The sequence below is a fragment of the Alkalihalobacillus deserti genome (assembly GCF_020734105.1).
In the GTDB taxonomy this organism is placed as follows: Bacteria; Bacillota; Bacilli; order Bacillales; family Bacillaceae_D; genus Halalkalibacter; species Halalkalibacter deserti.
The window spans coordinates 316,212-342,182 of the sequence record NZ_JAJAFR010000006.1 but is presented as its reverse complement, the minus strand read 5'-3'; the positions used below and the strand labels follow the sequence as shown (position 1 = coordinate 342,182).

At 37.7% G+C, this 25,971-nt stretch carries 27 protein-coding genes; 7 read left to right on the top strand and 20 right to left on the bottom strand.

The features are described 5' to 3' along the window. Positions 1-156: 156 nt before the first annotated feature. Complete coding sequence (locus tag LDX58_RS14245; protein WP_227937499.1) at positions 157-1,320, bottom strand: iron-containing alcohol dehydrogenase; 1,164 nt, start codon at positions 1,318-1,320, stop codon at positions 157-159. A gap of 228 nt (positions 1,321-1,548) precedes the next feature. On the opposite strand from LDX58_RS14245, the gene LDX58_RS14240 reads away from it, so the two are divergent. Next, positions 1,549-1,776: a DUF378 domain-containing protein gene (locus LDX58_RS14240; RefSeq protein WP_034626543.1), complete on the top strand. Its 228-nt coding sequence runs from the start codon at positions 1,549-1,551 to the stop codon at positions 1,774-1,776. A gap of 352 nt (positions 1,777-2,128) precedes the next feature. On the opposite strand, the gene yugI is transcribed toward LDX58_RS14240, so the two are convergent. The 5 genes from yugI to LDX58_RS14215 all read right to left on the bottom strand — a co-directional run bounded on the left by yugI (position 2,129) and on the right by LDX58_RS14215 (position 6,854). Then, positions 2,129-2,560, bottom strand: coding sequence for a S1 domain-containing post-transcriptional regulator GSP13 (yugI, locus tag LDX58_RS14235; protein WP_227937498.1), 432 nt, complete (start codon positions 2,558-2,560; stop codon positions 2,129-2,131). A 261-nt stretch (positions 2,561-2,821) separates the two neighbouring features. Then, a complete protein-coding gene (locus LDX58_RS14230; RefSeq protein ID WP_227937497.1) occupies positions 2,822-3,961 on the bottom strand; it encodes a DEAD/DEAH box helicase in 1,140 nt (379 codons plus the stop codon). 21 nt (positions 3,962-3,982) lie between these two features. Beyond that, positions 3,983-4,765, bottom strand: a complete 783-nt coding sequence (gene thiM, locus LDX58_RS14225) for a hydroxyethylthiazole kinase (RefSeq protein WP_227937539.1) — start codon at positions 4,763-4,765, stop codon at positions 3,983-3,985. Positions 4,766-5,184: 419 nt separating this feature from the next. Beyond that, a complete protein-coding gene (locus tag LDX58_RS14220) occupies positions 5,185-6,360 on the bottom strand; it encodes an aminotransferase (protein WP_227937496.1) in 1,176 nt (391 codons plus the stop codon). Further along, a complete protein-coding gene (locus LDX58_RS14215; protein WP_227937495.1) occupies positions 6,360-6,854 on the bottom strand; it encodes an Lrp/AsnC family transcriptional regulator in 495 nt (164 codons plus the stop codon). Before LDX58_RS14215 ends, LDX58_RS14220 begins: the two co-directional genes overlap by 1 nt. A gap of 1,059 nt (positions 6,855-7,913) precedes the next feature. Between LDX58_RS14215 and LDX58_RS14210 the strand changes: the two genes are divergently transcribed. After that, positions 7,914-8,465: a cysteine hydrolase family protein gene (locus LDX58_RS14210; protein ID WP_227937494.1), complete on the top strand. Its 552-nt coding sequence runs from the start codon at positions 7,914-7,916 to the stop codon at positions 8,463-8,465. A 45-nt stretch (positions 8,466-8,510) separates the two neighbouring features. Here LDX58_RS14210 and LDX58_RS14205 read toward each other — a convergent pair whose 3' ends face one another. Next, complete coding sequence (locus LDX58_RS14205) at positions 8,511-8,915, bottom strand: hypothetical protein (RefSeq protein WP_227937493.1); 405 nt, start codon at positions 8,913-8,915, stop codon at positions 8,511-8,513. Positions 8,916-9,043: 128 nt separating this feature from the next. Between LDX58_RS14205 and LDX58_RS14200 the strand changes: the two genes are divergently transcribed. Both LDX58_RS14200 and hbs read left to right on the top strand, forming a co-directional pair. Further along, entirely contained in the window at positions 9,044-9,886 is an 843-nt protein-coding gene (locus tag LDX58_RS14200) for a YihY/virulence factor BrkB family protein (RefSeq protein ID WP_227937492.1), read from the top strand. A gap of 99 nt (positions 9,887-9,985) precedes the next feature. After that, a complete protein-coding gene (gene hbs, locus LDX58_RS14195; protein WP_227937491.1) occupies positions 9,986-10,258 on the top strand; it encodes a non-specific DNA-binding protein Hbs in 273 nt (90 codons plus the stop codon). Between the two features lie 171 nt (positions 10,259-10,429). Here hbs and LDX58_RS14190 read toward each other — a convergent pair whose 3' ends face one another. Next, positions 10,430-10,867 (bottom strand): RDD family protein, encoded by a 438-nt coding sequence (locus LDX58_RS14190; RefSeq protein WP_227937538.1) that lies wholly within the window; start codon positions 10,865-10,867, stop codon positions 10,430-10,432. 159 nt (positions 10,868-11,026) lie between these two features. Between LDX58_RS14190 and LDX58_RS14185 the strand changes: the two genes are divergently transcribed. Beyond that, a complete protein-coding gene (locus tag LDX58_RS14185; protein ID WP_308017516.1) occupies positions 11,027-11,623 on the top strand; it encodes a biotin transporter BioY in 597 nt (198 codons plus the stop codon). A 91-nt stretch (positions 11,624-11,714) separates the two neighbouring features. On the opposite strand, the gene LDX58_RS14180 is transcribed toward LDX58_RS14185, so the two are convergent. The 6 genes from LDX58_RS14180 to LDX58_RS14155 form a co-directional block, all read right to left on the bottom strand. Then, entirely contained in the window at positions 11,715-12,308 is a 594-nt protein-coding gene (locus LDX58_RS14180) for a hypothetical protein (protein WP_227937490.1), read from the bottom strand. A gap of 507 nt (positions 12,309-12,815) precedes the next feature. Next, positions 12,816-14,135 (bottom strand): Na+/H+ antiporter family protein, encoded by a 1,320-nt coding sequence (locus LDX58_RS14175; protein ID WP_227937489.1) that lies wholly within the window; start codon positions 14,133-14,135, stop codon positions 12,816-12,818. A gap of 243 nt (positions 14,136-14,378) precedes the next feature. Beyond that, positions 14,379-15,458 carry a DctP family TRAP transporter solute-binding subunit gene (locus LDX58_RS14170; RefSeq protein WP_227937488.1) on the bottom strand — a complete coding sequence of 360 codons (1,080 nt, stop codon included), beginning with the start codon at positions 15,456-15,458 and terminating at the stop codon, positions 14,379-14,381. 38 nt (positions 15,459-15,496) lie between these two features. Continuing rightward, on the bottom strand, positions 15,497-16,765 hold the full coding sequence (locus LDX58_RS14165) for a TRAP transporter large permease (RefSeq protein ID WP_227937487.1): 1,269 nt from the start codon (positions 16,763-16,765) through the stop codon (positions 15,497-15,499). Positions 16,766-16,808: 43 nt separating this feature from the next. Further along, positions 16,809-17,324 (bottom strand): TRAP transporter small permease, encoded by a 516-nt coding sequence (locus LDX58_RS14160; RefSeq protein WP_227937486.1) that lies wholly within the window; start codon positions 17,322-17,324, stop codon positions 16,809-16,811. Between the two features lie 408 nt (positions 17,325-17,732). Next, a complete protein-coding gene (locus LDX58_RS14155) occupies positions 17,733-19,223 on the bottom strand; it encodes a leucyl aminopeptidase (protein ID WP_227937485.1) in 1,491 nt (496 codons plus the stop codon). Between the two features lie 281 nt (positions 19,224-19,504). On the opposite strand from LDX58_RS14155, the gene LDX58_RS14150 reads away from it, so the two are divergent. Further along, positions 19,505-19,981, top strand: coding sequence for a divergent PAP2 family protein (locus LDX58_RS14150; RefSeq protein ID WP_227937484.1), 477 nt, complete (start codon positions 19,505-19,507; stop codon positions 19,979-19,981). Between the two features lie 42 nt (positions 19,982-20,023). Next, positions 20,024-20,842 (top strand): cobalamin-binding protein, encoded by an 819-nt coding sequence (locus LDX58_RS14145; RefSeq protein ID WP_227937483.1) that lies wholly within the window; start codon positions 20,024-20,026, stop codon positions 20,840-20,842. A gap of 82 nt (positions 20,843-20,924) precedes the next feature. Here the strand turns inward: LDX58_RS14145 and spsC are convergent, their stop codons facing one another. The 6 genes from spsC to LDX58_RS14115 all read right to left on the bottom strand — a co-directional run bounded on the left by spsC (position 20,925) and on the right by LDX58_RS14115 (position 25,693). Next, the gene (spsC, locus tag LDX58_RS14140; RefSeq protein WP_227937536.1) at positions 20,925-21,593 is read right to left on the bottom strand and encodes a stationary phase survival protein SpsC; all 669 of its coding nucleotides are present in this window, start codon (positions 21,591-21,593) and stop codon (positions 20,925-20,927) included. Between the two features lie 298 nt (positions 21,594-21,891). After that, a complete protein-coding gene (locus LDX58_RS14135) occupies positions 21,892-22,209 on the bottom strand; it encodes a YuiB family protein (RefSeq protein WP_227937482.1) in 318 nt (105 codons plus the stop codon). A 206-nt stretch (positions 22,210-22,415) separates the two neighbouring features. Continuing rightward, on the bottom strand, positions 22,416-22,553 hold the full coding sequence (locus LDX58_RS14130; protein ID WP_227937481.1) for a YuiA family protein: 138 nt from the start codon (positions 22,551-22,553) through the stop codon (positions 22,416-22,418). 223 nt (positions 22,554-22,776) lie between these two features. Further along, entirely contained in the window at positions 22,777-23,976 is a 1,200-nt protein-coding gene (locus LDX58_RS14125; protein ID WP_227937480.1) for an NAD(P)/FAD-dependent oxidoreductase, read from the bottom strand. 1,078 nt (positions 23,977-25,054) lie between these two features. Further along, positions 25,055-25,408: a HesB/IscA family protein gene (locus LDX58_RS14120; protein WP_227937479.1), complete on the bottom strand. Its 354-nt coding sequence runs from the start codon at positions 25,406-25,408 to the stop codon at positions 25,055-25,057. 81 nt (positions 25,409-25,489) lie between these two features. Then, complete coding sequence (locus LDX58_RS14115; protein ID WP_227937478.1) at positions 25,490-25,693, bottom strand: aspartyl-phosphate phosphatase Spo0E family protein; 204 nt, start codon at positions 25,691-25,693, stop codon at positions 25,490-25,492. Between the last annotated feature and the right edge of the window lie 278 nt (positions 25,694-25,971).

Here is a 25,971-nt window from a genome sequence, read left to right as displayed (position 1 = left end):
ATCCTCCATACTAAATTATGATTTTTCTTCTTCACTTTATCGAATGAAAGAGAAAGAATCAAGCTTGCATCTAATTTATAAGTGAAGTTTAGTGGTGTACCCCTTCACATTTTAAAAACATAATGAATAACCAACTGTTTGGTCCTCTCTCCAACTTTAAAGAGCAGCAGTTAATATTTCTATTACATCTTCTTTCGATAACGCTTTAAAGTTGCCAAACTCACCTCGATTAGAAGCAAGTCCAGCCATTCGTTTCAATTGGCTGCTATCAATATCATAATCAGCTAAACGATTAGGTGCACCAAGTGAAGTCCAAAATGCAGAAAGCTTTTTAATTCCTTCACGAGCAACCTCTTCCTCTGATTTACCAAAAGGATCTATTCCAAGAACTCTTGTTGCTAGTTGCATATGACGGCTCATGCGCTCATGTATAGTATGACGAAGCCAGTGAGGGAATAAAATAGCTAACCCACCTGCATGGGGAATGTCGTACAAAGCTGAAACCGCATGTTCAATATTGTGCGTAGCCCAATCACCGCGTAAGCCCATTTGTGTGATACCGTTTAGTGCCATCGTTCCACAGTAAAGAATCGTCTCCCGTAGCTCTTCATTTTCTAAGTCTTCAAGCAGCTTCGGAGCCGTTTCGATAACCGTTAGTAAGATTGATTCCATTATACGATCTTGCAACGGTGTATGATCAGCTTTATGGAAGTAAGCTTCAATGACGTGACTCATCATATCGACCATGCCATATACTGTTTGATCTTTTGGAACGGATAGCGTATTTTTCGGATCAAGAATCGAGAATTTAGGGAAAGCCAATGGATGGCTCCATCCTAACTTTTCATTCATTTCCCAATTAGTGATGACAGAGCCAGAATTCATTTCAGAACCGGTTGCTGCTAACGTTAAAATCGTTCCCAACGGAAGAGCTTCAGTGGGTTCAACTTTTTTCGTAATAACATCCCAAATATCCCCATCATATTTTGCTCCGATGACAATCGCTTTTGAAGCATCAATTACACTTCCTCCCCCAACAGCTAAAACAAGATCTATATTATGTTGATGACAAAGGGCAATTCCTTTATGTACAGTTGTTAAACGTGGATTCGGTTCGACTCCAGATAGTTCTGTCACGTTAACACTGGCCTTAGATAATTGATTTACAACGAAATCATATAGGCCATTTTTCTTAATACTACCACCACCATAAACAAGAAGGACGTTGCTGCCGTAATTTCTTACCTCATTTACAAGTGCCTCATTTTGTCCTTTACCAAAGACTAATTTAGTTGGATTTTGAAAAGCAAATGGTTCCATCGCAATTCCTCCTTATTTCTTCCTCTTTATTATTACCATTCCACCTGCAATTGTAAACGATTTCCACTTGAGTCTTATGTATACTTTAAACATTTAAACCCATGATAAAGAGTGAGACGCAACAAAAAAAGTTGTGTATTGACAGAAGCACGAATTTCTTAAGAGGGTTTTTCGTGAAATGTCTCTGTCATTTTTAAAATGACTAAACCTAAACTGGAGGTGAATAATGTGAGCGGTATTCAACGTACAGCATTAGTTCTAGCGATTATTGGTGCAATTAACTGGGGACTTATCGGCTTCTTCCGTTTTGACCTTGTTGCAGCCATTTTCGGTGGTCAAGCAGCAGCTTTCTCACGTGTTATCTATGCCCTAGTTGGTTTAGCAGGTCTATATTGTATTTCCATCCTATTTAAGCCCGATGAAGAGCTTGAACGTGTTCCTGAAACACAACGTTAACATGATGGCTGATGGTCTAACTCCAGAGTGAGTTAGACCATCCTTTCGTTTCTAGCTGACCTTAATACCTGTAATAAAAGGGAATGTGGTCTGCGATCGGCTTCTTTAACACCTCATGACCTCTAAGAGAAACCCGGTCTTTATTCAGTTTCTTTACAGTATCTCAAGGCTTTTTATTGCTAATGGCCATGCTACTCTCACAAATATGGTGTAATGAACTTTATTCCACATAAACGAAGCTACTTACAATTCTAGGCTTTGGCTTTCAACCTTCATTGGAACCTCTGTATTCACTTGAATTCCCAACTTATTTTTCGACAAAAAGAGCACCCAGTTACGGGTGCTTTTTTCATTACTTCTTAGCGCGTTTGTTTAGGTCTGCTTGGATTTCGTTAGATTGCTTTAACCATTCTTTAAGCTTATCCTCTAACGTGTTGAATCCTTGTTGTTGTTGTTGCTTTTGTGGTTGTGGCTTACGTCCGCCACCACCGCCGCCGCCAACAGGACGTGGCTTGCTAGCCGGACGTGCTGGGCGCTCCGGAGCTTCTTGTGTTGCACGGATAGAAAGTGAGATTTTACCTGACTCCTCTTCTACATTCATAATTTTCACTTTCACTTCGTCTCCAACTTTAAGAACATCATTGATATCCTTAACGAACCCGTGTGCTACTTCTGAAATATGAACTAATCCTTGTTTTTTTTCGTCAAGTGCTACAAATGCACCAAAAGGCTTGATACCAGTAACTTTTCCTTCTACGATACTGCCTACTTCATAATTTGACATATACATACATCTCCTAAATAATTTTTAACCTTTTAATTTTACCACATTTATTTGATTTACGCAAAAGGGTCTATCACCTTTCTTGTATTTATACCTCAATTCCTGCATTATAAAACCAATAAAATCTAAACTCATAAATTAAATGAGCATTCAATTTCTCTTTGATATGACTTGAAACTAGGCTAGTATCAATTAAGAAAGCGCGCTTTAAGTCTTAAAAAAACCGCTAAGAATCAGTTGAGATCCTAGCGGCTTTTAACATTATTTACTATTTAACTTTCCACGAGCTAAAAACCGTTCTTCTAACTCAATTTTCAGATCTCTACGGTATTTATCAAGCTTGTATTCACTATTTCGATCAATAAGGGTAATGACTGAACCACTTTTGCCCATTCTTCCTGTGCGACCAGCTCGATGTAAATAGCTATCTGGACTGGCTGGTGGGTCTAATTGGATAATATGTGTCACATCATCTACATCAAGACCACGTGCCGCCACATCAGTTGCAACCAGAACGTGGGTCTCACCTTTATGAAACGATTTTAATGCATGTTCACGCTCATGCTTTGATTGTTCAGATGATAATGCTAATGTTTTAATCCCTTTATAAGAAAATTTTTCTGCTGTTTCACTGACTTTGTCTAACTGGTTAACAAAGACGATTCCTTTTTCAATGTTTTCAGCGTGGATTAAGCGCCTTGCCACATCGATTTTGTCTCTTTCATCAACCCGAATATAAAGATGGTCGACTTTTTCAGTGTTCACTAAGCCACCCTTAGCTTCTAGTTCAACGACAAATGGAGCTGCATCCGCCACCTTTTTAGCAAAATCCTTTGGAATGGTAGCAGATACAAATAAAAATTGAGTATCACGGCCTGCGCGTTTGGCAATTTGCATCGTTGCTTCCCAAGAAGAATGCTCAGCCATCATACGATCAGCTTCATCGACTGTTACAATTTTGACTTCGTGAAGTTTAAGTTTTTTCAACTCAATCAATTCCAGGAGTCTTCCAGGTGTTCCAATCGCAAGCTGTGGCTTTTGCTTTTTTAATTTTTCAAGTTGACGTTTAATATTGGCGCCACCAATATAAGAGCCAATTTCAACGGGATCATGTTTCGTTAAGCTTTTTGCCACTTCTACGACTTGCATTGCCAGTTCTTGAGTTGGAGCCAAAACAACGACTTGTAGCCCTTTTTTATCTTTTTCGATTTTAGCTAAAGCTGGTAATAAGAAAGCAAGGGTTTTTCCTGTTCCTGTTTGTGATCTCGCAATTAAACTTTGACCTTCTAAAGCCTCTGGAATCATTTTTGCTTGGATATCCGTTGGTTCACTAATTCCTTGCTCTGTTAATGCTTCTTTTAAAAAATTAGGTAAAACGTCAAACGAAAATGTCTCGCTCATGATATTCCCTCTTTCTGTTCCTTACGCCTGAGTCTGGCGTAGCTGTTCAACTTGTTGATCAGTTAATGTGTATAGTTGATTTAAAAATGCTTGCTGGAAGGATCCGATTCCTTCCTCATTTGTTTGTTGAAACGCCTGCTCACCTGCAATCCCAAAGTAAGCGACGGCCTCTGCTGAAGCTCCGATAATATCATGGCGGTCAATAGCCACAAAAGCACCAATCACAGCTCCCAATAAGCAACCAGTACCGACCACTTTCGTTAACCATGGATGACCGTTATGAAGGCTGTGTACCACGGTCCCATCCGTGATAATGTCTACCTCACCTGTTACTACACATACGCATTTAAACTGTCTCGCTGCCTGTTTAGCAACATCCGTATTATCGCCTTCTATTGATCCGTCAACGCCTTTGACAGAAGCCTGAACACCGATTAATGAAGCAATCTCACCTGCATTGCCTCGCAGCACACTAATCTCTACTTGTTCCAATAACCGCTTACTCATATCCGTTCGAAACTGAGTGGCGCCAGCGCCAACAGGATCTAATACAACAGGAACACCAGCTTTATTAGCAGCTAGTCCAGCTATAATCATATTGTCTATTTGTTCTGAAGAAAGCGTTCCGATATTAAGAAGCAGTGCACCGGCTATACTTGCTAAATCTGCTACTTCCTCTTTTGCATAAGCCATGACAGGAGAAGCCCCTAAGGCAAGCAAGCCATTTGCAGTAAAATTGGTGACAACGACATTGGTCATGCAATGAACCAACGGATTTTCTTGACGAATTCGATCTAAACTGATTGCGCTCACACCTTTCAACATATAAAATAATCTGTGAAAATCTTACCTTTTTTCTCTTTTAAAAACAAATTTAGCTATTTTCTGATGATTATGTATATATATTAAATTTTTGACCATAATGGTTATTACAATCGTATTCCCCCTACGAATAAAGGCAAGAGCAAAAGCTCTTGCCAATTTTTTTTGAAAGCTAGGCCTTCACCGGAGCCTCAGTTAGGCTTAAGAGAATTCAAGAACCAGCTAACCCCAATCAGCAAGGTTTTGAATTCCGGCGGAGGCTTACGTCTTTTCAAGCTTAACTTCCCGAACACTTACCATAAAAAGCCATTAAACGATAAAATTCGTTTTTCGCTGAGAGAGTACGAATCTTGCAAATATAATGAAAAATGGCGCAACAGGGATAAATACCGATATTTCATTTATCTTATCTTCTTTAAAAATCGTCCAATTCGCTCGACCGATTGTTCTAAATTTTCCATTGAAGTCGCGTAAGAACAGCGTATATGTCCTTCTCCACCTTCTCCAAACACATGACCGGGAACAACGGCTACCCGCTCTTCGAGTAAAAGTTTTTCGGCAAACTCCTCTGATGAAAGTCCTGTTTCTTCGATCGATGGAAACGCATAAAACGCTCCACCAGGTGTATGACATGGTAACCCAATTTCTCCAAATGATTTAACCATATAGTTTCTTCGTTGTTTATAGGATTGCTTCATACGTTCAATGTCGTCCATTCCACTCCTTAAAGCTTCAAGCGCTCCGTATTGGGCCATTGAAGGTGCACACATTAAACTATATTGATGAAGTTTTAACATGGCAGCTAGTAAGTCTGGTGAAGCTAAAACAAAGCCTAAACGCCAGCCCGTCATCGCAAATGATTTTGAGAATCCAGAGATTAAAATCGTTCTTTCTTTCATATTAGGAAGCGAAGCAAAACTGACATGGTCCTCATCATAGCTTAGTTCCGCATAAATCTCATCAGAGAAAACGAGCAAATCATAGCGTTCAGCCAAATCAGCAATTTGTTGCATTTCTTCTCCAGTCATCGTTGCTCCGGTTGGATTGTTGGGAAAGCAAAGCATGATGGCTTTTGTTCTCGAAGTAATAGCGGCTTCGATTTGTTTCGCTGATACTTTAAATTGATCTTCCTTATTCGTCCCAATCGAAACAGCAACACCACCCGCCATTTGAACAAGTGGGACATACGATACAAAGCTCGGTTCCACAATAATGACTTCATCGCCTTCATTTAGAATAGCTCTCATACCAATATCGATCGCTTCACTTGCCCCAACTGTAACAAGCACTTCTGTTTCCGGATCATAGTGAACTGAAAATCTTTTGCTCATATAACTTGTAATTTCTTTCCTTAACTCTAATAAACCTGCGTTTGCCGTATAAGCGGTAAATCCTCTCTCTAACGAGGATATACTTGCTTCTCTAACATTCCAAGGTGTGACAAAATCAGGTTCTCCCACACCTAAAGAGATGATATTTTCCATTTTAGATGCCAAATCAAAGAACCGTCTGATGCCAGATGGTTTGATGGTTTGTACACGCTTAGATAGACGTGGATTCAATTTCACTTCAGCCATTATGGAGTCACCACAATTCGATGATCTTCTTCTCCTTGATCAAACACGACACCATCATGCTTATATTTTTTTAATTGAAAGTGTGTGGTCGTTGAAATGACCGTATCGATGGTTGAGAGCTTTTCAGAAACAAAACGCGCAATTTCCGACATTGTCTTTCCTTCAATAACAACTTGCAGGTCATAAGCTCCAGACATTAAGTAAAGAGCTTTCACTTCAGGAAAGCGGTGAATGCGCTCAGCTACCTCGTCAAACCCTACTCCTCTTTGCGGAGTGACTTTCACGTCGATCATCGCTGTCACGCCTTCTTGTTCATTCATCTTACTCCAGTCAATAACAGCCGAATAACTTAGAATAACTTTATTGTCCTCAAGCTGCTTTACTATCTGTTTGACCTCTTCCTCCGTTGCATCAACCATTTTAGCGAGTGTCGGTACGGTTACTCGGCCGTTACTCTCAATAATTTGCAACACTTCAATTGCTATTTGTTTCATCACTAATCTCCTTCCACCTAAAAAAGCGTATGTTATCTAATCTTTTTGTCTATCATAACATACCGAACAAATGATACGAATCTCCTTTCTTCTTATTATTCCAACATTTTTTTGATTCATGTCATTAAGGAATAGTCAAATCGTTCATTCGTTTAAGTATTTTTTAAAATAACCGTGTACCTAGCCATTAACACGAGCTTTTCTCAAGACCACTCTGCTTAACTTATAATGCTAACCGGGTTAACTGAAGGCTATTAAAACCACATTTATTAGTTATTCTACTTTCGCACATAGAAAAACTCAATGAATCTATAACAAGGTAGAGTCTTTCTTCGATGAGCTAATTAACGTAAAATCAACGGGTACAAGGAATATCCATCCGACCAATAAGGGTTAAAAGCGAAAACCCTTTTACAAATTTATGAGTTACATGATCATGAACACGCGAAAAAAGCTCTACACCACATTTACTCCGATTACGTAAATAAACAGAGTCATCAATAAAAAAATAAAGATACCCTTTTGGTTGTAGTTAAAGGTTTATAACGCTGGATTACCTCAAAAGAAAGGGATGATAAGAACTTACGCCAATTAATGTTGGTACTTAAAAAGCGTTAAATCGCATCTTTACCCGGAAGATCGGCTGCCTGTTTACTTAAGCCAGCTTGATATCAATGGGGTGTTCAAATACAAGAAACAGGAGTTAAAAAACAGAAAAGCTAGAAAACCGAAGTTTCTTGGTAACACCAGCATTGCGTCAGTGATTTCCAATTTTCAAGTCAGAAAAACGTCTCTTCATATGCTTTAGATAGATGGACAAAAGAATCATTTTTAGATAACATAATGGGTGACACCTTTCTCTCGTGTAATTGGTTTCGTCGCCATTATTATACCAAAGAGAGGTGTCTTTTTTTATACAAAACACGAGACTAACAGAAAAGCAAACTCATATTAAATTTGCTTTAAACAAAGCCATCACAAGTATAGAGGCCTAAATTTAACTGCGAAAGTTGAGTTAGTTATTCTAAGCTCTCGTTTTATGAAAGGCAGTTGAAAACCATGACTACGACACCACGTTATGCTTTACTTATTATTGATATGATTAATGATTTAGAATTTTCAAACGGAATTGATTTATTGCCCCATGCTCTTGAAGCGGCCACTCATATTGCTCATTTAAAACTATATGTAAAAAAACATGGATTCCCCGTTATTTATGTAAATGATAACTATGGCAGGTGGCAGTCTGATTTCAGACACCTCGTATCTCATTGTTTACAAGAAGATGTGAAAGGAAAACCACTTGCTCAAATGATGAAACCAGATGAAGATGATTACTTTATTTTAAAGCCCAAATACTCGGGTTTTTTTGCAACACCACTCGATCTTCTATTAGCTCATTTACAAGTAGATACCCTGATTCTTGCAGGAGTAACAGGAGATATGTGTGTGCAATTTACCGCTAATGATGCGTACATGAGAGGTTATAAGCTAATTATCCCTTCCGATTGTGTAGCCTCTCACACAAATGAAATCAATCAAAGAGCTCTTCATTGCATGAAAGACGTTGTAAAAGCAGATATATCTCCATCTTCTGTTATGATGGAATAAAAAAAGTCCAACCATTAAAAGAGGTTAGACTTCATTTTTATTATCCTAACTATTGCCTTTTTCAATGATGGTAATGTTGTTTTCCTTTGAGAAAGTAGATAGTTCTTCTGGTAAGCCTTCAGGTGAAAAACGATGTAGTTTTATTCTCATTTTCTTTTTTAAGAAAAGAAGCACAATTTTTCGTACTCCTACTTCAATGATCTCCAACTTTGCAATCTCATCTGCTCGGATGATTTGTTTTTTTAAGACAAAGCCAAACACTCTAACGGTACGAATTAATTCACGATCTCTTACTTCTAATTGATAGCTAAGGGTCACTGCAGAAAAAAAGAGAAAAGAAAGCCCATAAGCTGTATAAGTTAATAAAGGATCTTCAAAAGCATAAGCATATGTAATCGTTAGAATAAATAAAAGAATCCACAGAAATTTTGGTTCATTAGCGCGGTACATCACTGACATCTCCTTATGTTTTCTTTTCATGATAAAAGGTTATAAATAAAGACACCCTTGCATTTTATTATACACGAGTTTCATTAAGTAAAAAATGAAGGTGATTTAAACAGAAAGGAGAGTAGACCATGCAAAAAACATCATTTTTTAAAATATTTATGACAAAGTTAAAAACAGACCCCATTCCAGATTGGTCTGCTACACTCGCTTATTATTTCATGCTTTCCATTTTCCCGTTATTAATTTTTATCTTAGCGCTAATTCCATACTTCCAATTTGATCTTGATACGGTTTACTCCTTTATTAACGACTATATCCCTGAAGGGCTTGCGGATACTTTATCAACAACCATTCTTCAAGTGATTTCTGAACCTCAAGGTGGCTTAGTTTCATTTGGTGTTCTTGCTACAATTTGGTCTGCTTCAAATGGGGTAAATGCTTTGATTAGAGCCGTAAATCGGTCTTACAACACAGAGGAGACGCGTAATTTTATAAAATTAAGATTGCTTTCCATCTTATTGACAATCGCCATGATTATTGTCATTGTTGTTACCTTACTGTTACCTGTTTTTGGTCATGTCATTATCGAAACACTAGAAACCTATTTTTCCCTTCCACACGAAACCGCAAATGTGTTAAATAGGTTGCGCTGGATCATTGGAATTGGTCTTATGACTTTCGTTTTAATGATCCTTTATCGGGTTGCTCCTAATATCCCTTTAACATTTAAACAAGTCATTGTGGGTGCCGTAACAGCCACTGTTGGCTGGCAAATTATATCCCTTTTATTCTCTAGCTACGTAAGCAATTTCGGGAATTATACGGCTACATACGGCAGTCTCGGTGGGGTTATAATTTTGATGTTGTGGTTTTTCCTAACTGGATTAATCCTTGTGATAGGCGGGGAAATCAATGCAACTTTATTCCAACAAAAACATCAATCGACGAACAATCAGATGAAGCCAAAATAATTTCGTAGAATACACGTATATAAAAGTATATTTTGGAGATGATGGTAGCAGAAAGCATGGTTAACTTGGTTAGCTAATATAAATGAGGAGATGACAGGGATGAACAAAACGGAACTTATACAAGCAGTAGCTGAAAGTACGCAACTAACGAAAAAAGATGCCGGGAACGCTGTCAATGCAGTATTTGAATTAATCGCAGAATCATTGTCCAAAGGGGAAACTGTTCAATTAATAGGATTTGGTAATTTTGAAGTCCGTGAACGTGCCGCTAGAAAAGGACGTAATCCACAAACTGGTGCAGAGATTGATATAGCAGCAACTAAAACTCCTGCCTTCAAAGCAGGTAAACAACTAAAAGAATCTGTAAAATAATGAAAGTAAAGCTGGAGACCAATCGAAGTCTTACGATTATTCACTTCACCCAGCCAAGCTATTCCTCCTTTGATAGTTTGTTTTCGTTGTCAAAGGTGAAGTACCCATTAAAAACGACTGATCCCTACTGCCTTAACTTTTTCAAGTTCGGCAAGGGGATCAGTCGTTTTTTTAAGCTTCTTGGTAAGGATTATTAGCTTCCGGTTTCTCATACGTTACATACGTTTTAGCAAGTAAGTCGTGAATACTGCGCTTATCTTTTCTAAAAACGATCATGAAAGCACTGACAATCACGCCAATTCCTAACGTTATTACATAAACAAATCCCGCTATAACAACACGTAATAACATCGTGCCAATTCCTACATTTGTTCCATCCAGCTTGATAATTCTTATTCCACATAACCTCTTTCCAACCGTATAGCCATACCAAAATACAGGTAGTAACAAGCCATAAAGTAAATTTAAAATGGCGTCCCATCCATCTCTTGCCATTTCATCAAATCCTAAGAGTGCAGCTAAAATATAAAGAGTTCCAGTTATAAGTAAACCATCAAGGATATTTGCTGCAAGTCGTATCCAAAATCCCGCAGGACGTTCAACCATGATTATTCCTCCTTTTTACTACGCCTTACAAGTATATTTCATTATAGACCCGATATGAAACGAATGTACACTGTCGGACCTCGTTGTAAACTCAATTTTAAAAAAATGTTGACATTAAATTGTATTCTGATTACTCTATTGTTAACTACAAAATTGATAGGGGTGAACAATTTGAAATCAAAATTACGAACAGTCGACCTTGTACTCGTTGCCATGTTTGCGGCTTTAATGGCTATCGGTGCCAACCTTACATCTTTTCTCGTAATCGGATCCGTCCCTGTTACGATGCAAACGCTATTTTCTATTCTTGCTGGTGCATTATTAGGACGTCGCTTTGGCTCTTTAGCGATGATAGTCTATTTATTAGTTGGACTCGTTGGTTTCCCTGTTTTTGCACAGTTTTCAGGTGGTCTTAGAACGTTAGTCAGTCCCACCTTTGGCTTTCTTCTTTCCTTTATCATAGTTGCCTTTGTAACTGGACTTATCATTGAAAAAAGAAAAGAAAAGAACTTAGTTACCTTTTTACTGGCTTGTTTTGCTGGTCTTATTATTAATTATGTTGTTGGTACTCATTATATGTATTTCGCTTTCCAATTACTCGCTAATCTTGAAGCTGTTAGCTATCAAATGGTTTGGTCATGGATGGCAGCACCAGCCGTTAAAGACATCATCTTAACTATTTTTGCTGCCATTCTTTCAACGAGAATTTATGGTACGGTTAACAGAGGTCGAAGTCGCCAACCAGAAAAAGTAGCCTAACGAGTAAGAACCGCTTAAAATAAATTTAAGCGGTTCTCACATTTATCTCTCGGTTTAAACTTGCCTAAGGTTAGATTAAACAAACATTTGATTAAGATTGCACTTCCACATGCTGAATGCGATATTCATCATTATCTTTTACCATTGTTATCTTTAAACTAAGACGATCCACTGCTGGATATCCAAGCTGCCCAAATTGACTAATCCCATAATTACTTTCTTCTGAATAGAATTGAACAGGGACCTCAACCGCTGTAAGTTCAATCTCCCCCTTTACTTCTTCTATGTTTAACTCATCCCTTACCATCCGTAATCCTGGATTAAAAACTGTTTGGCGTGTGATGTCATAATAAGATGATTCTCTTGTATGACTATCCCCTAAGTATATTTGAAAATCATCCCGATAAACTAAACGCTCATTCTCTTTCATATATAGATCGTCAACAATTTGATCTATCCCTTCATCTGTCATAAATCGATTAAGTAACGTATGAATTGATTCTATTGTATGATATTTTTCGTTATAAAAAACTTCATCTTCAAACGTATGGTAAGCGAATAACTCCGTCACATGATAAAAAAAATTATCGTAAACAGATAAAACTTCCGCTTCATTCACTCCATTATCATTGCAACAAATAAGTACAAGTAAGATAAATCCAAAACCTATTATCCATTTTTTCATTTGAAACTTCACCTCATTTTATCTCTAGCTATTAGACGAGTTATCAACTTAAGAAGTTTCAATTTTCCAATAAAATAAAAAACAGAAAGACAGAGGCCGCTGAAAAAGGTACGGTTTTCGGTTTTCACCTTTTTTCAGTGGTCTTTAAGCAATGAGCGGAACCGTTGCTTTGTCTTAAGCCAGCTATGAGTGGGCTTCTCATAGCTGGCGCGCAACGTGTGGAGCCATTGCTGCTTCCTCGAATCTGCTAAAAGGGACTTTTTCAGTGGCCTCGAAAGACATCCTCTTTTTTATTTTATTACTACCCTGATGATTAAAAATGAAACACAAAGGTAAGTACTTAAAAGATTCGCTTGAGAGAACAATCGGTTAACATTGTTCTTTAGAAGAAGAATCGTTTTATTTTAACAGCAAAAAGCGCATTGGAACCAATGCGCTTCTAATTTAATTATTAGCGTTATACACAATACTCGACCACATTTGCATGAATCTTAAATTTTCTGCTGATTATAAAAACAAAGCAGCTAAGTAACCAAAAATAAACAGAGGAATATTGAAATGCACGAACGTCGGTACACATGTATCCCAAATGTGATTATGCTGACCATCTGCATTCAAACCAGCCGTTGGACCTAGTGTACTATCTGATGCAGGAGCGCCTGCATCTCCCAAAGCTCCCGCTGTACCAATTAAGGCAATAATCGCCACTGGTGAAAATCCAGCCGCCATTCCAAGCGGAACAAACAACGTTGCAATAATCGGGATTGTTGCAAACGAAGAACCAATACCCATTGTGATAAACAAACCAATTACCAACATTAATAAAGCAGCGGCTGCTTGGCTTTCTCCAACAATATTTGAAGTTTGTGTTACAAGTAAGTCGACATGACCTGTCTCACGAATAACGGCTGCAAATCCCGATGCCGCTAACATCACAAAAGAAATAAAGGCCATCATCTTCATTCCTTCTGTCACGACATCATCCGCATCTTTCCATTTCAATGACCCACTTATAAGAAGAACAACAAGACCAGCCAAAGCCGCAATGATCATAGAATCTGAACTCATCTGAACAACGAGTGTCACAAGAATGGAAAGGAAAGCTGAAATAATCGACCATTTCGTATACAATTGCTTTTTCTCAGGAGCACCGACTATGTTCCGATCGTCATAATAACGAGTTTTCCGGAACGTGACAAGCACGGCAATCAATAAGCCAACTACAAGTCCTATCGTTGGTAATGCCATTGCCCGTGGAATCATAGAAAGTTCCACTACAAGGCCATTTTGCTGCATATTGTCAGCAATAATCCCGTGGAATATCGCTCCAAAACCAAAAGGTAAGAAAATATATGGTGCAGTTAAACCGAATGTTAAAATCGTTGCAATTGCCCGGCGATCAACCCCCAACTCGTTTAATATTTTAAGAATGGGTGGGATTAATATTGGGATAAAAGCGATATGAATCGGAACTACATTTTGCGAGAAGCATGAAACGATTGCTAGTAAGAAGAAAATAAGTGCTTTTGATAAAGCTTTTTTCCTTGAATCCTCGTTCCGACCGACTAGTTTAACAACCCAGTTAACCATAACCTCTGGTAATCCTGTACGAGCAATGGCAACAGCAAATGCTCCAAGAAGAGCGTAACTGAGCGCAACAGTCGCACTTCCCCCTAATCCATCACTAAATACAGCAATCGTTTGCTCGAATCCTAAACCTCCAAAAAGGCCTCCAACTAGGGCACCGATTGCTAATGCTAACACAACATGAACTCGAACTAAACTGAGAACCAACATAACAACAACAGCAACTAATACTGCATTCATCTAAATCATCTCCAAATCCTTTAACCTAGTAAATCACTAATATGATAAAGTACTCAACTAAACTATCATTATATTAGGATAGTTGTCAATGGGAATCATTATTCTAGTCAAAAGAATAAGCAGAGATTATGCATAACCTAACTACACTTAAGGTCTATTAGGTTTTCATACTTGAACTTGCTAGTTACTAATAAAAAAAGCGCTAGAACTTTTTCAGCTCTAACGCTCGTAACACTTTACCCTTTATTCATGTGCTGCAATTTCTTCCTCTAATAATTCTAGCATTTCGCGACCTTCGTCACCGACTACTTCGTCACGGAAGTAATCACGAACTGGTATAGCTAGAGCACGGAATTCTTCACGCTCAGCTTCTGTTAATTCAATAACCTCTGTTGGGTTTTCGGTGTCATTAATAATTTCATTAAGTAGAGACTCGTTCATTTTTGCTTGCATATCAAACACAACAGGTCGCATTTCCTCAATCGTTTCGTCAATCATTGCACGAATGTCCTCTGGTAACTCATTGTAAAATGTTGGGTTTACTGTTGCCATCGCAACATAGTTATTATGATTAGAGATCGTCATATGATCTTGAACTTCGTGGAAAGAAGCATCTTGAATGAAGAAAATTGGATTTTCTTGTCCATCTACTACTCCACGATCAAGAGAAGTATATAATTCAGACCAGCTTAACGGAGACGGATCTGCACCATATGCCTTATAAGATTCCATAATTAAAGGCGACTCTTGCGTACGCATTTTGAAGCCTTCAAAATCTGCAGGTGTTCTGAGCTCCCTGCTTCCTGTCCACTGCATGGCACCTTCAGTAAAGAATGCTAATGGCTTAATGTTATGCGCTTCATACATACCAGCAAGCTGTGTATTAATAGCTTCACTTGTATTTAAAATATCTTGAGTCTTTTCTTGATCATCTGGGAAAAGGAATTGAAGGGCAAATACTTGACCTTCTTTTACCATCCCTCCAGTAAATCCAGGAGAAATAATCGCAAATTGCACGATTCCATTTTGAAGTTGTTCCACTTGGTCTACTTCACTACCTAGTTGACCAAATTCAAATACATCAATATTGATTTGACCATCTGATTTTTCATTTAATCTTGCAGCAAATTCCTCTGCATATTCATATTGAACCTGACCGTCTACTTCTTCCGTAACAAATTGCCAGTTGTAAGTTTCTTCTGTCCCTTCTCCACCTGCAGCACCTTCGTCAGTTCCACCTTTTTCACCGCCACAAGCAGTTAGCGCCATCGTTAATGCTCCAGCTAAAGCAAAAGTTTTAAAATTTCTTTTTTTAAAAAACATCAAATACCCCCTGTATTTTTTTCTATTTTCAACGAAATCTACAATAAAAAGAGAGAGATTTCCTCAAATAGTATAATAAGCACCGATGCGAATAGTAACATCACAATATACGGTGGTGTTCCCCTGATAACATCCAAATAGGATTTGTTAAAAACAGCACTGGCGGTAAATATATCAACCCCAAATGGTGGAGTTGCTGAACCTAAAGCCGCTTGGAACACAATCACAATCCCTAAATGAATCGGATCGACACCCGCTTGCATCGCAGCAGGATAGAAGATCGGCGTTAAAATCAAAATAACAACAATTGGATCAACAAACATGCAGCCGATGAAGAAGAAAATCGATACAATAATTAATACTTGTAGGGCAGTTGGATCAGAACCTAGTACAGTTGATGTTAACATTTGTGGAACTCTTGCATAGGAAATCAACCACGAAAACGCTTGACCAGCTGCCACAAGCACAAATACCGCTGATGTCACTAGACCCGTAGAAAGAGCGATCTTTGGTACATCGGGTAGTTTAATCGTTCGAAAGATAAGTAATTCAAGGATTAACGCATAAAGCACTGAAATCCCTGCCGCTTCAGTTGGACTAAAAATTCCAAAGTATATACCACCGACAATAATGGCCGGAAAGCCGAGTGGAAAAAGGGCTCTTATCGTTGTCTGATAACGCTCTTTCCAACTGTGTTTTTTAGCCAATGGAATCTTATATATTTTTGCATGTACATAACTATAGATTGCAAACATGGTAAAAATCAGTATTCCAGGACCAATACCAGCAATAAATAAATCGCCTACCGACACTCTTGGTGCCGCAAGTGCGTAAATAATCATTCCAATACTAGGAGGAATTAATAAGGCAATATCACTTGCATTTATAATAAGAGCAATGGCGCTTGAATCTTTATACCCTACGGATAGAAGTTTTTGCCGCATAGGCTTTCCGATTGCCACAACCGTTGCTTGTGTCGATCCGGAAATGGAACCAAATAATGTACAAGCAGCTGCAGTTGTAATCGCATAACCTCCGCGAACATGACCAATGAACGATCCAACAAAATCTAATAGCCGTTGCGATGTTTTTCCTGTAGACATAATGTCTGCTGCAAAGATAAACAGCGGAACCGCTAGTAGAACATAGGATGATATTCCTTCCATCATCTGCTGAACTAGAAACATAGGATCAACGTTTGGCATAAAGAAGATCACGACAACCATTGAGGCCCCTATCATGGGAATCATCATTGGGAAGCCCATTATAAGCAACACAATCATAATCGTTAACATAGTTGCTACCATTCTTTGTTCCTCGCAGTCTATTTTAGTTTCTTAGATCTATTAACTAAGAATAATCTTTTTTATCCTGAGCCAAATAAACTTCCTTCTCTCTAATATTCACCCACATATTACGCAGAAATTGAATACCACCGAGAACAAAACCTATCGGGACAAACATCGCAAATAAGTAAACAGGTACTTGCATCGCAGTTGTTACTCGTCCTGAGTCGACAAGTGACATAAAGTAATCATATGCAAATACTGACATTACAAAGAGGACAAAAGCTGTGATCGCCGGAATGATGATGGCAAGTGCTTTTCGAACGGGAAATGGAGCTAAGTCATAAAAAGCGGACATGCTAATATGCCTTCCCTTTCTAGCCGCGTAGCTAATTCCCATAAAGGTTGCTACCGTCACAGAAAATCTACTGACTTCTTGCGAAAATGCCCAACTTGAACCAGTTATAGCTCGACTTAATACATTCCCTACAACCATTATTGCTATTAAAATGATCGAATAACTTAGAATTTGCTCTTCTATCTTCACAAGCCAACGGTCGATTGCTCGCAATACATTCAATGAACGCTCTCCCCCTCCCTAAGTTTTTAGTAATCTTTTACAAAACTACATACTCTCTATCATACTGGAAGAACTTTCCCACCTCAAATGTGATATACGAGCTTAATATAGTCAGAAAACTTATAATCTTGACTGAGGTCAACTAACATTTCAAATTTAGCTTTATCCTGCTTACAACGCTCAGATAATCACAAATGCTCTTTTCGCCGACAAAAATAGACTTAATCCGCAGTAGATCAAGTCTATGAGCTTATTTAAAGGAGAAGATCACCCTCTTGGTAATTTTTTATAATATCGGTGGGCAATGGCTTCTCTCACTTCGCGCCTAACAGAGAAAACCACTCGAATAGGCTTAAAATCTTTGAAGCGGCTCCGCTCATTGCTTCGAGCTTGTACCAAAAGGGAAGATCACTCTTTTGGTACAAGCTCTTTATTAATCGCCAATTGTGCTAATGTTCTCGCCATCACTCCGGTTCCGCCAAGTGGGCCTAAGTTAGATGCTTTGGATTGCCATGCTGTCCCGGCGATATCTAAATGTACCCACGGAGTTTTTTCTGCAAATTCACCGATAAAAAGTCCTGCGGTTATACTTCCAGCTAATCGACCAGGAGCATTGTTTAAATCAGCCACATCACTCGTACGAAGCATTTGCTTATATGGGGCGAAGTTTGGTAAAGACCAGATCCATTCGCCTGTCTCAACAGATGCTTCTAGTATATCTCCCAATAAATCTTCATTATTCGTAACGGCTCCGGTTGTGCAGTTTCCAAGAGCGATTAGAACAGCTCCTGTTAATGTAGCGACATCGACTAACGAAGTGGATCCTAACTGTTTGGCATACGTCACTCCATCCGCTAAGATCAACCGTCCTTCTGCATCTGTATTACGAACTTCAATTGTTTTCCCACTTAGAGAGCGAATCACGTCACCTGGCTTAAGTGCAGAACCGTTCAACAAATTTTCTGAGGAAGGAATGACTGCTAACACATTCACCTTAGGCTTCAGTTGCCCAATAATGTCCATTGCTCCTAAAACTGCTGCAGCCCCTCCCATATCCATCTTCATCTCATGCATATTTTCCCTTGGCTTAATTGAAATGCCTCCTGAATCAAAGGTAAGTCCTTTTCCGACAAAACCAATGAGCTCGTCCGCTTGTTTGTTACCGCTGTATTTTAAAACAATCATTTTTGGTGGCTGGTCGCTTCCCGCCGCAACGGCTAGCAATGCTCCCATTCCGAGCTTTTCCATTTCTTCTTTTTCAAGAATCTCATATTCGAAGCCATGCTCTTTCGCTAATTCTACCGCTTCTTCAGCTAAATCAGCAGGTGTTAGTAAATTACCTGGCGTGTTTACAAGCTTTCTAGCCCGGTTCGTTCCCATCCCATATGTATAGCCAACGTTAACCGCTTCTTCAAACGTTTCATTGTTTTCTCCGTATAATGTCACATTCTCAACACTAACATCAACTTCATTCGTTTTCTCTTTATAATCCTCGACCTCATACATACCTAGCGCAAGACCTTCACCGATTAAGACAGCTACATCTGATGCTTCTATACTTTCCCTTACGACAAAGCTTTCTACTAGAACACCAAGATTTATCACTTTATCTATTCTTGCTTGTTTAGCAACAAGTGCCATTTTTTCACGCAATGTCTCGGTCGAGAATTCAGTTTTCTCTCCAAGCCCAACAACAAACACCATTTCTGAATTAAGTTGACCAATGGTATAAACCTTTTCCACATCTTTTAGTTTTGTTTTTTTAAGCTTCGTTAACTGTCCTTTTAGTAAATCGTTAATCTTATCAACCTCTGGATGGAAAGTTCCATTGCTAAAAACTCCGACAACAACAGCATCATGTTTGTTGTTGGAATCAAATGTTGAGGAAATTGTAAACATTTCATTCACTCCTTTTAAATATACTTCTATCTTTTATTATAGCCTCATATGTATTTCAACGATCGAAATTATTTTTACAATCCATAAAATGCAATTGCTTAACGAACACTAAAAATATCCTTCCTTTTTATGTTATAATGAATCACAATCTTATGGGTCATTTATGATAAAAAAGGTTGTTCAAAAAGGTTGCTTTAAACCTGTTTTGAATACTTCCTTAAAAGGTATAAAGGTCTAAAAAGGAGTTATCTTACTTGTTAGAAAGGACGTTATAACCAACAATGGAATTATTTGAAAATTTCCCTTTATGGGCAGCGCTATTTGCGATTGGTTTTGCTCAATTTGTCAAAGTTCCACTCGCCTTTATTGCAACAAGAAAAGTAGAATGGGCTTTACTTACAAGTACAGGAGGTATGCCAAGTTCACACTCAGCTGCTGTTACTGCTTTATCTACAGCCATTGCACTTGAATTTGGACTTGATTCTTCATTTTTTGCTATCTCTGCAGTCTTCGGAATCATTGTCATGTTTGACGCAACCGGGGTCAGACGCCATGCCGGTTATCATGCAACTGTTATAAACCAACTTGTAGGTGATTTTAATAAGCTAGTCGACGAAGTAAAGTCTTGGCCTAAAAAAGAAGGCGTGGAAAAACGAAAAGAGTTGAAAGAGCTATTAGGTCACCAACCTATTGAAGTCTTTTTTGGTGCTGTGCTCGGTATCTTCTTAACATTAATTCTTCACGCTGTTATTCATTAACATTTATAAAAAAATATAATCTCCAAGAGAGGAGAATCGGCTATGAGGATCATTTCCATTTGTCCAAGTAACACAGAACTTATTGCTTATTTAGGGTTAACATCTCATTTAATTGGGGTTGATGATTTTTCTGATTGGCCCAAATCGATTGCAGGCTTACCACGACTTGGTCCAGACCTATCTATTCGAATGGATGAATTAGAATCATTAAACCCAGATCTTGTCCTTGCCTCTCTTAGTGTTCCTGGGATGGAACGGAATGTAGGCGAACTAAAAAGAAGAGGGATTCCTCATGTCGTGTATAACCCTAACTCCTTAAAAGAGATTAAGGAAAATCTTATTGACCTTGGCGAGCGTACAAACAAAGTAACAGAAGCAAACATCATCATAGAGAAATACGACAACTTCCTACAGCTGTATCAAGAAAAATCGCGCCATATAAAACCTGTTAACCTCTACTGGGAATGGTGGCCCAAACCCGTTTTTACACCTGGTAAGAAAAATTGGTTAACGGAAATTAGCCAATTAGCAGGTGGCCGGAATGTTTATGATCATGTAGATCTTGCAAGTGTTCAAACCAATTGGGAAGATGTTTATCAGCAAAAACCAGATCACATATGCCTTGCTTGGGTTGGCATTCGCACCGAAAAAATCAAACCAGAATTACTTTGGAAACGTCCAAATTGGTCTGACTTACAGGCACTCCAAGACAATCATGTACACACTTTAGAGGAAGATTTATATTGCCGCCCCTCACCGCGATTACTACTGGGTTTAAAAAAACTAGCAGCACTCCTACATCCCGGTGTCATGCCTGATAACGACGGACTTGATCCACTCTTACCAAATCGTTTATCTTAAATACAGAAAATGAAAGATTAACTTAAAGTGACGTGCAATCTGTAATAACCTTTTTTACAGATTGCACGTCACTTCCTTCTATCTATTGATTGTTTATTTGATTTCTAAACACTTGAACCGCATCGTCTTCATTTAAATTCTTTAATACTTCCTCAGTCAAAGTTCCGTCTCCTTTTTTTACGAGATAAACCTCCACTTCTTGTTTACCCCATTCATTATAGACTTCGCTGATCGTATCATAATATAAATCAATTCTATGTCCTTTTATAGCAGAACCGGTATCCGCCACAACCCCATAACCATAACCAGGAATAAACAACACAGTGCCAATTGGATAGACACTAGGATCCGCTGCAATGGTGGAGTATAAATCACGTTTAACTTTAACACCAGAGAAGGTTATCCCATAACCGGGGTGATTTGGATTTTTCCCCGTTGATTCATATCCTGCTGTATAACCAGTAGCAACTACAGTTTGCGAAGGGTACTGAGACCAATCAATGGCTTCCTCTAAAGCAACTGGTTCTGATTCAACAATATCTTGAGACATCGACTGTTCTTCTGTCCTTACCATAGGTAGGGATCTAAATCGTAAAGATGTTCCCTTATACGCACTATCACGAGCCGTATTGAACAGCTCTTCTGATCTGGTTTCAATACTTTCAATCATCCATTTTTGAAGTTCAGCAGCACTTACTCCTGAGAAAGTATGGAACGTTGTCAACAACGCAATCATAAATAAGCCGCTCATAAAAACTCTACGACTAAATTTTTTCAAGATTACCAAAAAATTTCACTCCTCTCATGAAAACAGCATTTCCAGTGAGATGTGAAAATATACTAACAAATTGGTGGAAAATTTAAACAATGAGAAAATAATAAGAAAAAAGCTCGCGACAAAGAGAACTTTCTTATTTCTATAATTCCATTCCAAATCTTTCCATGCATTTCATCACATTAATTTCTTAACACTTTCAAAACATCTCTAGCACAAATTTTTTCGATTGTGCCCAATATATAAAAAAAGCCTTCCTACTGGAAGACCTTTCTTAAAACATTTGATACCCTCTGACACGTAACATCTTTATGACAACCCCTGCGATAATAGCTCCAACAAATCCACACGTTAAAACTAAAATATCTACTACTTGAAGCGCCATTAGTTCAGCCCCAAGTAAAGAAAACGTTGTAGCTGGTGCAGTGAAATAATCAAAAAATCCAACGTTATCAACGATTAATATAACAATAATCGGATAGGCAATGGCCATTATCCAAGTTGAACGCAGTACCATATTCAATAAAAAACCAATACCAAAAAATAAAATTAAGAATAGAACCATCGAAATAACTAATTGTGGTAAATTCACGTCTTGCACCCCCGTATTCCATTATAAGTTTACTTAACACGGGACTTTTAAGTCAACTGTATATCATGAATTCTTTGTGGCAATTTCCCTTTTGAAGAGGCAAACCTTTTTTCTTTAGATAAATCCTCCCTATTTTTGCCAGTAAAGTTGCTTATTCACCATATATAAAGCTAGATCATATCGATCTAGCTTAACTTTTCATTCTCTTACTTCGATTGAGGTTCTTGACCATTCCCTTTACATTGACCGCATGTTTCACTTCCTCCAAGTAAAAGTTGGAAGTAGCCTGTACCTTTACAATATGGACAATGTTCCGATGGGTTATGTGTATATAAATGACTCATTTATAACACTCCTTGTTCTAATTTAAAGTGATAAAGAAATATTATCAGAAATATTAAAAAAATAAAAGTTCGTCAAATTATCTCACTAATCCATGTAAGCGATAACAAGTAATGTTCTCTTTACATTTTATCTATCTTCTCACTTCTTTATGTATACTAAAAAAGCGAATGCATACATGCAATCGCTTTTTTGATAAGGAGAGTAATTCACTCTGCTTTCCTATTACATTGGATTTTTCCCTCTTTTTAGAACGAGTCCTGGTCCACCTAATAAGAACAGGTAACGGTTATCAATCATTTTCTTCATAAAGTTAGCAGATGAACCGAATACCTTCCTTGTTCCTACTACACCGATAGCCTCTTTCCCACCAAGTGAAGCAACTGTTCCTTTAATGTCAGGCTTAAACGTCTTTAACGAGTCACCTTTCATTAGGGCTTTAATGTTGTTTGCACAAACTTCAGCCATTTGCATTGCAATTTGTGCAGTTGGAGGATATGGACGATTGATTTCTTCATTAATAAGAAGAGCACAGTCACCAATAATGAAAATATCTTCGTGTCCAGGAGCACGTAAGTCTGGATCCACTTTAATACGTCCACGCATTGCGTCAAAACCAGATTTTTCAATGATCGCACTACCACGAACACCAGTAGCCCATACAATTGTTTCGGCTTTAATTTCGTCACCACTTGCAAGAGTAACGCCTGTTTCTGTTACTTCTTTAATTGGGCAGTTAATTTTAAATTCAACTCCACGGCTTTCTAAAAGATTCATGGCATATTCAACTAACTCTGGATCAAACCCAGGTAAAGCTGTTGGAGCTGCCTCAATTACGTACATTTTTACTTTTTCACGCGGTACATCATAGTGTGCACATAATTCAGGCAATCGCTCAGAAAACTCACCAATAAACTCAATACCTGTAAAACCAGCACCCGCAACGATAAATGTTAATAGCTCATCCTGCGGTTCAGGTGTATTATTGTATTTTGCAAACATATATTCAATATGTTCTTTAACTTCACGTGCTCCGTTTACTGTCCACTTACTAAAAGCATGTTCGTGAACACCAGGTACGCCAAATGTTTCAGCTTCAGAACCTAGTCCAACTACAAGGTAATCAAACTCAAGTTCTCCATTTTCAAGAACAACTTTCTTTTCTTCACGTTTGATTTCAACAACATTGTCTTTGATAAACTTAATTTTATTCAGATCCAAAACGCTATTGATCGGCATACGAGTACGATCTGGAGATAGAGTTCCAGCTGCTGGTTCGTGTAACCAAGTTGTTTGATAGTGGTACTCATGCTTATTGACTAACGTAATGTTTGCTTCATTGTGTCCAAGTTGTTTAGCTAAGCGTGACGCTGTGATCATTCCTGCATAACCCGCACCAAGAATAACGATATTCGGTTTCTTCAATCCAATCACTTCCATATTCTTTTTATTTTTATTTTTTTTTTAACTCTCCCGAAAACATTGTGATTAATTTCACGAACTTAGTTATAATAAAAGATAAGTAAGAATGATAATTTCGTTAACTATTCACAAATACAAATTTAATAATATGGCTTTTTGACTTTTTTTTCAACATCTTTTCTTATTTAATTCAGCTTTTTTAAAAAAAATTCTACATTTACTTACTCTTAATGTAAACGAAAACATTAAAATTATGCGCAACAACTGTATTCCTTTCTTTTTTAGTGGTTGTTGACACAGTCATCGTGAACTTTTGATTTGTCTCCTCGTTGGGCCTTATATATATGGGGTTTGACAAGTAAGCGCAATTCGAAATATCGCCAACATAAAAGTGGGAAAACAAACCTAAAAAGGTATTTACACAAAGGAGATAATGTCCGAACGTCTCCTAGAAAATTGTAACTAAAAATCGCAACAGGCATCGACGAAGCACCCACTTCCGTTAACAATGCAAAATTCTTATAGTATAACAAAATATTATTAATATTAGAATTTATCACAATTAGAACAGGTGAATTTTGTCCAATATGTAGTTTGAAGCTCTCTACACACAATACAATAGGGGAGTTTGGGCTTAATTCTTTGCTTTAACTCCCATAATCTTAAAATAAGACAAGTTTGGGCTTTAATTGCTATTCTCACCTTATTTTGATCTTACAAGTTCAGAGGTCGACGGTCATTAGTTAAAGCGGCTAACATAAGAAGGGTAAATTAGTTTATATGTCCATATAAAGTTCTCTTACTTCTTAAACCACATACGTTTACAAATACATATTCTTCACGCCACTAACAGTAATAAAGTACCGTGACCGATAGGCATTCTGTGTAAGAACGTTAAATCTTTTAACAGTGTTTATTAAAAAATTACTATCAAGAAGATCTACAGTTAAAACAGGAACTAACCAGAAAAATCTCCTGATCATTCTAATTCAAATAAAAGCACGTCTAGTAGCGATTTAAGTACACAAAAAAAGACCTTTCTAACGATCAAACTCGTAAAAAAGGCCTTAATATATTCAAATTAGCACTCTTCTGGCGTTCCTGCATTCGTGGCTGTTTTAAACGATGTACCACATCCACACGACGCAATAGCATTTGGATTATCGATTGTAAATCCACCGCCCATCATGTTTTGCTTGTAATCTACAACAAGCCCTTTAATGATTGGTTCACTTTCTTTATCAACTAATACAGAAAGACCATTTATATCTAAAAGTGTATCTTCATCATGTTTTTCTGAATCAAAACCCATTCCATATGAAAGTCCACTACAGCCGCCACCCTTAACACCAATACGAAGCATTAAGTTCGTTTCACCTTCAGCTTCCATCATATCTTTAATTTGGCTTACCGCTGCATCTGATAATGTAATCATGAGATCCCTCCTAATCGCTATTACAATTAGTATACCCTTTCAGGTCTTGAACCTCAAGCGATCTACTCACGGAATTTCATCTCAGTAAGAAAACGAACGTTGCCAATTAGTTTTGGTCTTTTTTACTTCTAATAAAATCATTTTATTATGTGCATCATCTAATTCTTGACTATAACGAAGTACGATAGGATGACTCATTCCGTATTGTTCTGCGGCACTAGTCATTTTATTACGTAATTCTTCTATTTTTTCCATACACGCTTTTTGTTTCAATACTTTATTCATCTCCATCACCCTCTCCAAAGAAAGATTTTCTCTTTCTACAGCTTCATTATAGTATTAAAGTAATAGTACCAAACAAAAGTAAATAAATACAATATGATAACTACTAAATAAAAGGATTTTTTTTATTGAAAATTACGATTTAATGAAATTTTTAATTACCTTTGTTTTCCCATTAAAATGCTATTTCTTTCTTTAATCTTATTCTGATAGTATAATAATAGGCAAACACAAAAGAATATAAACCTTTTTTATTAAGTTCTATAAAAAGAAGCAAAATC

Bases quoted from the DNA above. Each gene is read 5' to 3' on its own strand.
- LDX58_RS14175 (WP_227937489.1), bottom strand. From the start codon at position 14,135: ATGAATGCAGTATTAGTTGCTGTTGTTGTTATGTTGGTTCTCAGTTTA.
- spsC (WP_227937536.1), bottom strand. From the start codon at position 21,593: ATGAGCGGCTTATTTATGATTGCGTTGTTGACAACGTTCCATACTTTC.
- LDX58_RS14200 (WP_227937492.1), top strand. From the start codon at position 9,044: ATGCAAAAAACATCATTTTTTAAAATATTTATGACAAAGTTAAAAACA.
- LDX58_RS14145 (WP_227937483.1), top strand. From the start codon at position 20,024: ATGAGGATCATTTCCATTTGTCCAAGTAACACAGAACTTATTGCTTAT.
- LDX58_RS14220 (WP_227937496.1), bottom strand. From the start codon at position 6,360: ATGGCTGAAGTGAAATTGAATCCACGTCTATCTAAGCGTGTACAAACC.
- LDX58_RS14245 (WP_227937499.1), bottom strand. From the start codon at position 1,320: ATGGAACCATTTGCTTTTCAAAATCCAACTAAATTAGTCTTTGGTAAA.
- LDX58_RS14210 (WP_227937494.1), top strand. From the start codon at position 7,914: ATGACTACGACACCACGTTATGCTTTACTTATTATTGATATGATTAAT.
- LDX58_RS14215 (WP_227937495.1), bottom strand. From the start codon at position 6,854: ATGAAACAAATAGCAATTGAAGTGTTGCAAATTATTGAGAGTAACGGC.
- LDX58_RS14120 (WP_227937479.1), bottom strand. From the start codon at position 25,408: ATGATTACATTATCAGATGCAGCGGTAAGCCAAATTAAAGATATGATG.
- LDX58_RS14170 (WP_227937488.1), bottom strand. From the start codon at position 15,458: ATGTTTTTTAAAAAAAGAAATTTTAAAACTTTTGCTTTAGCTGGAGCA.
- LDX58_RS14165 (WP_227937487.1), bottom strand. From the start codon at position 16,765: ATGGTAGCAACTATGTTAACGATTATGATTGTGTTGCTTATAATGGGC.
- LDX58_RS14115 (WP_227937478.1), bottom strand. From the start codon at position 25,693: ATGAATAAAGTATTGAAACAAAAAGCGTGTATGGAAAAAATAGAAGAA.
- LDX58_RS14205 (WP_227937493.1), bottom strand. From the start codon at position 8,915: ATGTACCGCGCTAATGAACCAAAATTTCTGTGGATTCTTTTATTTATT.
- LDX58_RS14180 (WP_227937490.1), bottom strand. From the start codon at position 12,308: ATGAAAAAATGGATAATAGGTTTTGGATTTATCTTACTTGTACTTATT.
- LDX58_RS14130 (WP_227937481.1), bottom strand. From the start codon at position 22,553: ATGAGTCATTTATATACACATAACCCATCGGAACATTGTCCATATTGT.
- yugI (WP_227937498.1), bottom strand. From the start codon at position 2,560: ATGTCAAATTATGAAGTAGGCAGTATCGTAGAAGGAAAAGTTACTGGT.
- LDX58_RS14150 (WP_227937484.1), top strand. From the start codon at position 19,505: ATGGAATTATTTGAAAATTTCCCTTTATGGGCAGCGCTATTTGCGATT.
- LDX58_RS14230 (WP_227937497.1), bottom strand. From the start codon at position 3,961: ATGAGCGAGACATTTTCGTTTGACGTTTTACCTAATTTTTTAAAAGAA.
- hbs (WP_227937491.1), top strand. From the start codon at position 9,986: ATGAACAAAACGGAACTTATACAAGCAGTAGCTGAAAGTACGCAACTA.
- LDX58_RS14155 (WP_227937485.1), bottom strand. From the start codon at position 19,223: ATGTTTACAATTTCCTCAACATTTGATTCCAACAACAAACATGATGCT.